Here is an 11,798-nt window from a genome sequence, read left to right as displayed (position 1 = left end):
GTGCGGTGATGCGGCGGCGCGAGTGCGCCTCTAAAGCTGCGGATCTCCAATGTGCTCCAGCGCATCAACGACCATTCCCCAAAACTTGGGATGGTCAAGGTTGCGGGCAACCTGAGTTGTGCAGTCGACGGGAGCCGGGGCGCGAAAATCAGCCACCGTCATGCCGAGCGTGAGGGTTCCGGTGAGTTCGACATCCAGCGGCACCCGAATGACCTGCATGACGGTCGGATCGATGACGAAGGCGACGGCGCAGGGGTCGTGTACCGGCGGATGGTCGAAGCCCTGGGCATCACGGTAGGTCTCGCCAAAGAACTCGAGCAGTTCGCCGACAAAGCGGGCGGGGCCCGTGCCGACGGCGGCGATGGATGCCGCAACCTCGTCGGTCGCGAGAGCTTCATGGGTGAGGTCGAGGCCCACCATCGTGAGCGGCCAGCACTCGTTGAAGACAATGTGGGCGGCTTCGGGGTCGATCACAATATTGAACTCGCTGGTGGCGCTCCAGTTGCCGACGTTGACGCCGCCGCCCATGAGTACAACCTGCTTGACCCGTTCGGCGATGCGCGGTTCTTTGCGCACCGCGAGGGCGATGTTGGTGAGTGCGCCGGTGGGTACGAGGGTTATGGTGTGAGGCTCATGCGCCATGACGGTATCGATGATGAAATCGACGGCGTGCCGGGCATCCAACTCAATGGTCGGATCGGGCAGCACAGGGCCGTCGAGACCGGATTCGCCGTGGATAGAGGCGGCGACTTCAATTTGGCGTACGAGCGGGCGGTGGGCCCCGCGGGCGAAGGGAACATCGGTAATGCCAGCGACTTGAGCAATGGCGAGCGCGTTGCGGGTGACTTTCTCGATAGTTTGATTGCCCATCACGGTTGTCACCCCGAGCAGTTCGATCTCAGGGTTACCGTGGGCGAGAAGGAGCGCAATCGCATCGTCATGCCCGGGATCGCAGTCGAGGATAATTTTCTCAGCCATGATCAAAAGCATATATGAAAACTAAATTTATATGTGTAGGGTGACAGCATGACTACCGAACTCGTCGCACGTGCCGCCGCCCGCCTCACCTGGGTTCGATCTCGCATGACGCTGCTTGCTGATGTACGCGCGCACCTCACGACCACTCAACCTTTTGCTGGCCATCGGATCGGAATGTCGCTGCACTTGGAGCCCAAGACGGCGGTGCTGCTAGAGACGCTCGCCGCGGGCGGAGCAGAGATTGTGGCCACCGGAAATCACGGCTCAACCCAAGACGACGTCGTCGCGTTTTTGCGAGAGCAGGGCATGACCATCTTTGGCACCCGAGACGACACTCTTGAGCAGCATCACGCCAACGTCGCGGCAGTGGTCGCCGCCAAGCCCGACATCCTGCTCGACAACGGGGCAGATATTGTCGCCGGGATCATCGCTTCCGGGAAAGCGGGTCAGATCGTCGGCGGAACCGAAGAAACTACCTCCGGTGGTTACCGGTTGCGCGATGAAATGGCCGGTCAGGTGCCCTTCCCGGTGATCGTTATCAATGACAGCCCGCTGAAAGCGATCGGCGAAAACAAGCACGCTGTTGGACAGTCTGTGGTGGAAAGCTTCATGCGCATCACCAACCTCATGGTTCCCGGCCGTCGCTTCGTCGTGGCGGGCTACGGTTGGTGCGGTCGTGGTGTCGCCCACTACCTGCGTGCGCTCGGCGGCAAAGTCGCTGTCGTCGAAGTGGATGAACTCAAAGCCTTCGAAGCCGCGCTTGACGGCTACCGCGTGGCAAACATTCTCGACCTCGCCGGCTGGGGTGACGTCTTCATCACCGCGACCGGGCATCCACAAATCCTGGGCACTGAATTCTTCGAGATGGTCGCCGACAACGCCATCCTGATGAACTGCGGCCACTTCCCCTGGGAAATTGATGTGCCAGCACTGCGCTCATTCGCAACCTCCACAACAGAGATCGATATCGCGATCGAACGTTTCGATCTGCCGGGTAACCGCCAGGTGACCCTCATCGCTGAAGGGCGCATGATGAACCTTGCGGGGCGCGAACCACGCGGCAACTCCATCGAATCGATGGACCTCGGGTTTCTGTTGCAAGTACTCTCGCTTGAGCGGGTCGCGACCGCGGCAACAACCCTCGAACCCGGCGCACAGCCGGTCCCCGACACCATCAACCGCGACATTGCCCGACGGATGCTCGCCACAATGAAAGCCGACCTCTAGTGACCGCCGGCCCCGAATATGCAGCCCCCGCGCTCGACAAAGGGCTCGACATACTGGAACTGCTCGCCAGAACCTCTGGTGCTCTCAACCAGTCAGAAATAGCCGAAGCAACCGGGCGAAGCACCAACCAAATTTTTCGTGTGCTGTCGACACTGGAACGGCGTGGTTACGTGTTCCGCGACAAACAATCCGGGCTTTACTCGCTCGCCATGAAGCTCTTCGAACTCGCGCACCAGCATCCGCCGCTGCGCGGACTCGTCAGCGCCGCCCTGCCGATCATGCAAGAACTTGCCCAACAGGCACGCCAGTCCTGCAACCTAGCCGTGCTAGACGGCACCGAGGTGCGCGTAATCGCCCAGGTGGAATCACCCGCCGACTTCGGCTTTCGGGTGCGCGTGGGAGCAACGTTTGGTGTCGCCACCACAGCCACCGGCGCCGTGCTCTGCACTGATAGTGACGTACCACTGGTTCGAGCAGACACCCTGCAGCCGGGCATCACCGACGTGGTCGCTCCCGTACGAAATGCATCGGGCACGATCGCCGCACTCACCGTGCCCTACGTCGCAACCACCTTCAGCGAGGTGGATGCGGAACGAGTGCTTCACCTCGCGACTCGCGCCGCGATGAAAATTTCGCAGGTGCTCCGGTCGGAAGCATTAAGAGGAACTTAACGTCATCCAGCAAATCCTCGGGAGGCTTTCAGAGAAGGGCACGGTAGATTTGAGGGCATGAACGCCGCTGTTGAGAATTACCTGATGCCCGGAGGCAGCGCCAGCATCACCGCGCTCCCCAAAGTCTCCCTGCATGATCACCTCGATGGGGGATTACGGCCGCACACGATCGTTGAACTTGCCGGAGAGATTGGCTACGAACTTCCCGAAACCGACCCAGCAAAACTCACCACCTGGTTTGCCGAGCAAGCCGATTCCGGATCACTCGTGCACTACCTCAGAACCTTCGATGTCACCATCGCAGTGATGCAGACTGCAGACAACCTGCGCCGGGTTGCTCGCGAGTTTGTGCAAGACCTCGCCGATGACGGCGTGATCTACGGCGAAGTTCGCTGGGCGCCCGAACAGCACCTGCAGCAGGGCCTCGATCTCGACCAGGCTGTGAGCGCAGCACAGGGGGGCCTTGAAGAGGGTGTCGACTTAGTGCGCGCCAGTGGGCGCAGCATCCGCGTCGGCCAGTTGATAACGTCGATGCGGCAAACCGACCGCAGCCGAGAAATTGCTGAGCTGGCGATCCGCCACCGTGATCTCGGCGTGGTCGGGTTCGACAGTGCGGGGCCCGAAGCAGGTTTTCCCTCCAGCCTCGCCCGTGATGCCTACGACCTTCTGGCCCACAACTTCCTTCCCACCACGGTGCACGCCGGTGAGGCCGCGGGACTGGATAGCATTCGCAGCGCGCTCTTTGATGGCCGTGCGCTTCGTCTGGGGCATGGCGTGCGCCTTGCCGAAGACATCACCACCGCACGCGAAGATGACGAAAATACCTACGTCTCTCTGGGAGATCTTGCCCAGTGGGTCAAAGATCGTGAGATCGCGCTCGAACTGAGCCCGTCATCCAATCTGCAAACAGGAGCCATCGAACAGTGGGGTGACGTAATGATCGATCACCCCTTCGACCTGCTCTACCAGCTCGGATTTCGGGTCACCGTCAACACCGACAACAGGCTCATGAGCGCAACCAGTCTCAGTCGTGAACTTTTCTTGCTCTCAGAAGCGTTTGGCTACGACCTCACCGACCTCGAAATTTTTCAGATCAACGCTGCTGCAGCAGCATTCTTGCCGATCGAGGAGCGCGAAGCACTCTCCGAAGCGATTAGCGTCGGATTCGAGCGAGCGTAACGATGCCACTTCCTCCCCTTCCCCAATCTGCGATCGATATTGGCGCGTCAGCCGCCGATTGGCGTGCGGCGGTCGCACTGTCTGGTGCGGCTCTTGCGCGCTCTGGTGCCGCAAAGCCCGGCTACGCCGGTGAAATGATTCGGATGATCGAAGACCACGGGCCATACGTAGTGATCGCTCCGGGGCTCGCGTTGGCACATGCCCGCCCGGGGCCGCAGGTGATCACCAATGGGCTCTCAATCGTGACGCTCACTGAACCCGTGAGCTTCGGCCACGCCCACAACGATCCCGTTCGGGTCGTGCTGGGACTCGCCATCGCCGAAGGGGGTGCACACCTCGCTGCCGTCGCTGCCGTGGCCAATATCTTCAACGACTCCTCGGCGATCGACCGCCTCGCCAGTGCGACCTCTGCCGAAGAAGTACAACAGATTATGGGGGTCAGCTCGTCATGAAAATTGTGACCATTTGCGGGGCGGGAATCGGCAGCTCCGGTGTGCTCAAAGTTAATGCAGAACGAGCCCTTCGGTCACTGGGATTCGACGCCTCAATAGTGGCCGCCGATATCAGCACGGTTCGCACGGTAGCGGCCGACGCCCAAATCATCTTGACGAGCGCAGAATTTGTTGAAGCGATCGGAAAGACCAATGCTGACGTCATCGTGGTCGTCAATCTTTTCGACACCTCAGAGCTTAAACAAAAACTCAACGACGCCCTCGGCTAGGTTAAGAGCTGCCGCATCCCCGTCTCAAGTTGGGTAGCGACAGCCTCTGCGGCCGCATGCCGGTCGGCAACGCCTCCCGCCGTGCTCGATGCATCCACATAGAACTTGAGTTTAGGTTCGGTTCCACTGGGGCGAACGATCACGCGGGCACCACCCTCGAACTCCATTCGTAGAATGTCACTCGGGGCAAAGCCGTCGACCCCATTCTGGAAGTCATCGAACGAGGTAACGGACAGCCCTCCGACCGCGGTGGGGGCATGGGTGCGTACGTGCATCATCATGTCGCTGATCTGCGAAACCTTGTCAAAACGCATCGAAACCTGACGTGAGGCAAAAGCGCCGAATCGTGCAGTGAACTCGTCTAGCCGATCGAGAACGTTTTTTCCCTGAGCCTTGAGCTCGGCGGCCAGCGATAAGAAATCTACCGAAGCAGAAATGCCATCTTTGTCGCGAACCTTGTCAGGGTCAACGAGATAACCGAGTGCCTCTTCGTACCCAAACGCGAGCCCATCGATCCGCGAGATCCACTTAAATCCGGTAAGTGTGTCCTGATAGGCCATTCCATATTCGGCAGCAATTGTGCGAAGTGCCGGTGACGAGACGATGGATGCCGCGAGCACCCCCTCCCCGTGCGAGCGTTCGGCGGCACGCCAGCCGAGCAGAATTCCCACTTCGTTTCCGCTGAGGCGACGCCATTGACCATCGCGGCCGGCAACAGCGACCGCGAGGCGATCGGCGTCCGGATCATGCGCGATTGCCAGATCGGCTCCGACCTCTCGTGCTTTCGCATAGCTGAGGTCCATCGCTCCGGGCTCTTCAGGGTTCGGGAACGCAACGGTGGGGAAAGCGGCGTCAGGGTGCGCCTGTTCTTCGATAAGAACGGGAGTGCTGAATCCGGCCTCGGCGAATACGGCCTTGCTGGTGTCCCAACCGACACCGTGCATCGCGGTATAGGTGTAAACGATCTCTTTGGCTGACCCGGCAACGGCGGCGGTGCGCGCAATATACTCATCAACCACCCCATCGTCGGTGGTGACGAAGTCGGTGGACCGCGGAAGCTCGGTGATCGACCCCTTCGCGACCACATCGATGGCGTGCGCGATGTCGGTGTCTGCCGGTGCCACAATCTGCGAACCGTGGTTGTCGCCACCGAGGTACACCTTGTAGCCATTGTCTTTGGCGGGGTTATGACTCGCCGTCACCATCACACCGGCGCTGACATCGAGGTGGCGCACCGCAAATGCGAGCACGGGGGTGGGCAGCAGTCGCGGCAGCAGTGTTGCACGCACCCCCGCGCCGGCCATGATCATTGCGGTGTCGCGAGCAAAAACCTCTGAGTTTGTGCGGCCGTCATACCCGATCACGATGCTCGGACTGGGCTCATGCGTCAACAGGTAGGCGGCAAGTCCAGCAGCGGCTTGCGTGACCAAAACCCGATTCATGCGATTGGGGCCAGCACCCAACTCGCCCCGCAACCCCGCGGTACCAAAGGCGAGCCGCGAGTCAAAGCGGTGATGCAGACCAGCGATTGCCCTGACGTCGCCGTTATTTGCATCCGCAATCAGAGCTTCAAGCTCGGTATGGGTGACGGCGTCAGGGTCTTGTTCGAGCCATGCATTGGCGGCGTCGATCAGTTGGGCGGTGCTCAGAGTTTCGGCGCTCATAGCGCGATCACAATCTGTGCGAGCAGGGCACTGATCTGTTCTTCAGCGTCTTTACCTGCCTGAAGGACTTCTTCGTGGCTGAGGGGCGTGGTCTGGATGCCGGCCGCCAGATTGGTGATGAGCGACATTCCTAAGATTTCCATACCCGCCTGGCGTGCGGCGATGGCCTCAAGTGCGGTGGACATTCCCACAATGTGGCCACCCATGATTTTCGCCATCTGCACTTCGGCGGGGGTCTCGTAGTGTGGGCCGCGGAACTGGGTGTAGACACCCTCATCGAGACTGGGGTCGATCGACTGAGCGATCGCGCGCAGGCGCTTGCTGTAAAGATCGGTGAGGTCGATGAAAGTCGCGCCTTCCAGTGGCGAGTCGGCGGTGAGGTTGAGGTGGTCACTGATCAGCACGGGGGTTCCCGGTGTCCAGGTGTCTTTGATGCCTCCGGCCCCGTTGGTGAGAATCATCGTCTTGGCGCCGGTTGCAGCGGCGGTGCGCACCGAGTGAACCACGCGACGAACGCCGTGGTTCTCGTAGTAATGCGTGCGGGCACCGATGACGAGCGCACGCTTGTTGTTCGGCAGTAGTACGGATCGGATAGTGCCAACGTGGCCTTCAAGCGCAGGCTTGGAGAACCCGGGGACGTCAGCGGCAGCAAGGGTCGCCGTGGTTTCTCCGATGATATCGGCGGCCTTGCCCCAGCCGCTGCCCAGAGTGAGAGCGATGTCGTGCTTCTCAACTCCCGTGAGGTCTGTGATCGTTGCAGCGGCTAATTGCGCAATCGCGAATGGGTCTGCGGTGGGGTCGTCGAGAGGATTTGTGGTGGGCAACTGTGACATGGCATCCACTCTAAACGGTGGGGAGTGCGACACGCCTCTGTGTTCGACGCGAATCTGAGCGGTGCACAATTTTTCGCGCGCGGTTTGTCGCTGGGGCAGAAGCGCGAGAGAATTGACCTATGGCCTATGAGTTCGAGCGCACGCAACGTATCGCAATACTCGGCGGTGGCCCCGGCGGCTACGAAGCAGCCCTTGCGGGAGCGCAATTGGGGGCCGAGGTGACGTTGGTCGAACGTGCCGGTGTCGGTGGGGCCGCGGTACTCACGGATGTCGTTCCGTCAAAGACTCTGATCGCGACCGCTGAGGCGACGAATGCTATTCGAGGTGCCGCCGATTTGGGCGTGCAGTTTTATTCTCGTGGCGACTCTGGCCGCATCGTTCGGCCCGAAATCACGGTCAACTTGGCTGCCGTCAACGCGCGGCTCATGCGGTTGGCTCAGCAGCAGTCCGACGATATGAAGTCTCAACTCATCAAAGCTGGCGTGCGCGTGATCGAAGGCGAGGGCCGTCTTGATGGCCCCCAGCGACTGGTCGTTTCTACGGGTAAGGGCGTTGCCGGTACTGATTTCGACGAGATCGACGCCGATACGGTGATTGTTTCGGTCGGCGCGCGCCCGCGGTTGCTTGACTCCGCGATGCCTGACGGCAAGCGCATCCTCACCTGGACTCAGCTCTACACACTCGACCAAACTCCGGAGCACCTCATCGTGGTTGGTTCGGGCGTCACCGGCGCCGAATTTGCCTCCGCGTATACGGCTCTTGGCGCCAAAGTCACCCTGATCTCGTCGCGCGACCGAGTGCTGCCGGGAGAAGATGAAGACGCCGCTCGCGTTATTGAAGATGTCTTCAAGCGCAACGGTATGACGGTGCTCTCCAAGTCGCGCGCTCAATCAGTGAAGACCACAAAAGACGGAGTCGTCGCTACCCTGCAAGACGGAACCACAGTTGACGGCAGCCACTGCCTGATGGCGGTTGGTTCACTGCCGAACACCGAAAATCTGGGGCTCGAAGAAGCGGGTGTGCAGCTGACGGAGTCTGGCCACATCCGTGTCAATCGGGTTGCTCGCACCTCAATGCCGTCAATTTACGCGGCCGGTGACTGTTCCGACTTTTTCCCACTGGCGTCGGTGGCATCGATGCAGGGCCGCACCGCGGTCTTCCATGCCATGGGTGATGGTGTCACGCCGATTGAATTGCGCAACGTAGCCTCCAATATTTTCACCCAGCCAGAGATTGCCACCGTGGGGTGGACGCAAAAGCAGATCGAAGATGGGCTGGTCCAGGGAACGATCTATAAGCTGCCGCTGGCGTCAAACCCACGCGCCAAGATGATGGGCATCAAAGACGGCTTCGTGAAGCTTTTTGCCCGCACCGGCTCGGGCACTGTCATCGGCGGTGTTATCGTGGCGCCCAATGCCTCCGAGCTGATTATTTCGGTCGCGCTCGCGGTGGAGCACCGCCTAACAGTCGACCAGATTGCTCGCGCATTCTCCGTCTACCCGTCACTGACGGGCAGCATTACGGATGCGGCGCGCGCCATGCACATCGTTCACTAATTGGCTACTTGCAAGGCACTTTCCGCCTCAGGAACAGGGTCATCTTTCAGTGCCAGCACATATTCGATCAGCTTTGTGGCGGTCTGTTCATCAACTACCAAGTCAGTGATGACCCCGGCGCGCAGTGCCGCCAGCAGGGGTACAACCTTGTTATCGCCGGCGACCCCGCAAATGCGGCGGGGGATCGAGCGCAGTTCAGCCGGTGTTGGTCCCGTTGCACGTGCGTTCATCGAGAGGTCTTCGTAGGTGCCATCTTTGCGCAAGAAGATGGTGCACACGTCACCGACAATCCCTTCGCTATCGAGCGTCTGGATGTCGGCGGCTTCGAGGTAACCAGCCGAGTAAACGTGGCTGGGAACTTCACCCGCGATAGCGCCGATTGAGAACAGGGCGATGTCAGCTCGACGCTGATATTCGAGCACTCGCACAATCGACCGTTCTGACCACATCGCGTTGCGAGTTTCGGCGTAATCGAAGAATGCCGGAACGGGGAATAGGTGCACCTGAGCGTCGAACGCTTCGCCGAATCCGGCGATCAGACTGCCCGCGTATTCGACTCCTGAGGTGCGCACATTGGCCGCCCCGTTGAGCTGCACTATGGCACTTCCTCGTGTCGGTTTCTTACCCAGATGCCGCGCAATTGCCGCCAGGGTGGTTCCCCAGGCGACGCCCATAATCATGTCGGAATCGAACCACCCGGTCACGATTCGAGCGGTGGTTCTGGCGACCTGATCGAGGCGTTCGGGCTCATCAGCAAGATCGGCAACCGGCACAACGTGGGCCTCAACCCCAAAACATGTCGCGATCTTTTTGGCGAGCCCAGGTCCGCGCGTGGGGGTCGGCCGGAGCGAAATCTCTACCAGTCCACTCTCGCGTGCGTCACGGAGCAAACGAGACACACTCGAGCGGGACATGTGCAGGCGACTCGCGATGGTCTCCATCTTGATGTCCTGAAGGTAGTACATCGATGATGCGGCCAGCATTGCCTCTTCACGTTCCATAGGTTCCATCCTTGCACGTTCGTGCAGATGTGCTGCCTGGTTTGCCATTTGGCCCTCACGACGTAATACGCTGCTCTTCAGTGGGTTATCTCAGAAAATTCGCAGGCTCGCCGTCGACAACCGCCACCAGAAAGAAACCTAGCTTTCATGAATGATCAGTCCCTCACACGAGAAACCCGTGACAGCGCCATCCAGCGCCTCGTCGACAGCACGCAGCCGGGTCGTGAGCTTGACGTATTGGTCATTGGAGGCGGAATCACCGGTGCTGGCATTGCTTTGGATGCCGCGGCGCGTGGCCTAGAAACCGCCGTTGTTGAGGCGCAGGACTGGGCGGCGGGCTCATCCAGCCGGGCAAGCAAACTGATCCACGGCGGACTGCGCTACCTGCAGATGTTGGACTTCAAGCTCGTTCACGAGGCACTCACCGAGCGGGACCTTCTGCTGAACAATGTGGCCCCGCACCTCGTTCGCCCGCTTCCGTTTCTTTACCCGCTGCGTCACCGGGTGTGGGAGCGTGCCTTCGTTGGCGCAGGAATTGCGCTCTACGACTTTCTTGCCACCGTCAGCACGGGCAAAGCGAAGGGCAAGCGCAGCGTGCCCTGGCACCGCCACCTTTCGCGAAAGCAGCTCGCGGCTCGCTTTCCGGGGCTGGCCCATGATGCGGCCGTCGGTGCGATCGAGTATTGGGACGCCAACGTCGACGACGCCCGGTATGTCGTTAATGTGATTCGTACCGCGCACACTCACGGCGCGTATGCCGCTAGCCGCACACAGGTAGTCGAGATCACCAAGAACGGCGATGGCGTCGTCAATGGCGCGGTACTCGTCGATCTTGAGACCGGAACCACGTTCCCCGTGCGGGCCACCGCAGTGATCAACTCCACCGGTGTGTGGACGGGCGAAACTCAGGCGCTGGCACACCAGAGTGGTGGACTGAAAGTGCTAGCGTCCAAGGGCATCCACATTGTTGTTCCTCGCGAACGCATCTCGGGTGAAGCTGGCCTGATTCTGCAAACCTCCACGAGCGTCCTGTTCGTGATTCCGTGGTCGCGGTACTGGGTTATTGGCACCACCGACACCCCGTGGAAAGAGAATCTACTCAACCCCGCCGCCACCGCGGATGACATTGACTACGTCATTGCCGAAGCGAACGCCGTGCTTGCCGACCCCATCGATCGCTCCGACGTGATCGGCACCTGGGCTGGACTTCGCCCGCTGCTGCAGCCCGGCACGATGGAGGGCACCAACTCTGCGAAGGTTTCGCGAGAGCACACCGTTGCCTCGCCCATTCCAGGCCTCACGGTGATCGCTGGCGGAAAGTTCACCACCTATCGCGTGATGGCGAAAGACGCGGTCGACTTTGCGCTCGGAAAAGTCGCCGCGAAAGCGAACCCGTCGACCACCGCATCCATCGCCCTGCTGGGTGCTGAAGGCCTCGACGACGCACGCGACAACACGCGAGAATTGAGTGAGCGCTTCGGGTGGAACGACCAGATGATCGACCACCTGCTGCACCGCTACGGTGCCAATATCGCTGAGATCGCCGCTATCGCTGATGCCGAACCGACCATGTCACAACCCCTTGCCCACGCATCCGCATACCTCCGCGTCGAGATTGTCTATGCGATCACCCACGAGGGCGCACTCCACCTCGAAGACCTCATGGTTCGCCGCACGCGGATGAACTACGAATACCTCAACGAAGGGATCGCGGCAGTGCCCGAGGTCGCCGAGATCGCCGCCCCCCTCCTCGGCTGGAGTGAGCAGACCACCGCGCACGAGGTCGCCGTCTACCACCAGATGGTGGATGCTGTAGCAGCCGCATCGCTGAAGCGCGACGACGAGAGCGCGTCTGAAGTTCGCGAGGCCGCGCCGCAGATTGTGCCACTTGCCACACCAACCGAAGACGCAACTGAAGCTGAAGCCGAACAGTCGTAACACTCGCACTCCGAGCACCACAACGCACCC

11 protein-coding genes are annotated in these 11,798 nt (G+C 60.6%); 7 read left to right on the top strand and 4 right to left on the bottom strand.

Going from position 1 to position 11,798, the window contains the following annotated elements; all coding sequences use genetic code 11:
• Positions 1 to 30 precede the first annotated feature (30 nt).
• The gene (gene uriH / locus FB472_RS04430) at positions 31 to 978 is read right to left on the bottom strand and encodes a uridine-preferring nucleoside hydrolase UriH (RefSeq protein ID WP_141989817.1); all 948 of its coding nucleotides are present in this window, start codon (positions 976 to 978) and stop codon (positions 31 to 33) included.
• A 48-nt stretch (positions 979 to 1,026) separates the two neighbouring features.
• On the opposite strand from uriH, the gene FB472_RS04425 reads away from it, so the two are divergent.
• Genes FB472_RS04425 through FB472_RS04405 form a run of 5 tightly spaced genes read left to right on the top strand, consistent with a single transcriptional unit; the run spans position 1,027 to position 4,776 of the window.
• Positions 1,027 to 2,205 (top strand): adenosylhomocysteinase, encoded by a 1,179-nt coding sequence (locus FB472_RS04425; RefSeq protein WP_141989816.1) that lies wholly within the window; start codon positions 1,027 to 1,029, stop codon positions 2,203 to 2,205.
• Complete coding sequence (locus FB472_RS04420) at positions 2,205 to 2,876, top strand: IclR family transcriptional regulator (RefSeq protein ID WP_141989815.1); 672 nt, start codon at positions 2,205 to 2,207, stop codon at positions 2,874 to 2,876. The genes FB472_RS04425 and FB472_RS04420 overlap by 1 nt, the downstream gene beginning before the upstream one ends.
• A 57-nt stretch (positions 2,877 to 2,933) precedes the next feature.
• On the top strand, positions 2,934 to 4,055 hold the full coding sequence (locus FB472_RS04415) for an adenosine deaminase (protein ID WP_141989814.1): 1,122 nt from the start codon (positions 2,934 to 2,936) through the stop codon (positions 4,053 to 4,055).
• Positions 4,056 to 4,057: 2 nt separating this feature from the next.
• Positions 4,058 to 4,507 (top strand): PTS sugar transporter subunit IIA, encoded by a 450-nt coding sequence (locus FB472_RS04410; protein WP_141989813.1) that lies wholly within the window; start codon positions 4,058 to 4,060, stop codon positions 4,505 to 4,507.
• Positions 4,504 to 4,776 carry a PTS sugar transporter subunit IIB gene (locus FB472_RS04405; protein ID WP_141989812.1) on the top strand — a complete coding sequence of 91 codons (273 nt, stop codon included), beginning with the start codon at positions 4,504 to 4,506 and terminating at the stop codon, positions 4,774 to 4,776. Before FB472_RS04410 ends, FB472_RS04405 begins: the two co-directional genes overlap by 4 nt.
• Here the strand turns inward: FB472_RS04405 and FB472_RS04400 are convergent.
• Together FB472_RS04400 and FB472_RS04395 are read right to left on the bottom strand one after the other, a co-directional pair.
• Positions 4,773 to 6,440 carry a phospho-sugar mutase gene (locus tag FB472_RS04400; RefSeq protein ID WP_141989811.1) on the bottom strand — a complete coding sequence of 556 codons (1,668 nt, stop codon included), beginning with the start codon at positions 6,438 to 6,440 and terminating at the stop codon, positions 4,773 to 4,775. The two genes, FB472_RS04405 and FB472_RS04400, sit on opposite strands and share 4 nt — an antisense overlap.
• Positions 6,437 to 7,273, bottom strand: a complete 837-nt coding sequence (locus FB472_RS04395) for a purine-nucleoside phosphorylase (RefSeq protein WP_141989810.1) — start codon at positions 7,271 to 7,273, stop codon at positions 6,437 to 6,439. The genes FB472_RS04400 and FB472_RS04395 overlap by 4 nt, the downstream gene beginning before the upstream one ends.
• A 119-nt stretch (positions 7,274 to 7,392) precedes the next feature.
• Between FB472_RS04395 and FB472_RS04390 the strand changes: the two genes are divergently transcribed.
• On the top strand, positions 7,393 to 8,829 hold the full coding sequence (locus FB472_RS04390) for an NAD(P)H-quinone dehydrogenase (protein ID WP_141989809.1): 1,437 nt from the start codon (positions 7,393 to 7,395) through the stop codon (positions 8,827 to 8,829).
• On the opposite strand, the gene FB472_RS04385 is transcribed toward FB472_RS04390, so the two are convergent.
• Positions 8,826 to 9,830, bottom strand: a complete 1,005-nt coding sequence (locus tag FB472_RS04385; RefSeq protein ID WP_141989808.1) for a sugar-binding transcriptional regulator — start codon at positions 9,828 to 9,830, stop codon at positions 8,826 to 8,828. The genes FB472_RS04390 and FB472_RS04385 overlap by 4 nt on opposite strands.
• A gap of 147 nt (positions 9,831 to 9,977) precedes the next feature.
• Here FB472_RS04385 and FB472_RS04380 point away from each other — a divergent pair, with 147 nt between their 5' ends.
• On the top strand, positions 9,978 to 11,768 hold the full coding sequence (locus FB472_RS04380) for a glycerol-3-phosphate dehydrogenase/oxidase (protein ID WP_141989807.1): 1,791 nt from the start codon (positions 9,978 to 9,980) through the stop codon (positions 11,766 to 11,768).
• Positions 11,769 to 11,798 lie beyond the last annotated feature (30 nt).

Source organism: Rhodoglobus vestalii (assembly GCF_006788895.1).
Lineage (GTDB): Bacteria > Actinomycetota > Actinomycetes > Actinomycetales > Microbacteriaceae > Rhodoglobus > Rhodoglobus vestalii.
Note: the sequence above shows the minus strand (reverse complement) of the source record. Positions and strands in the feature narration are given on the sequence as shown.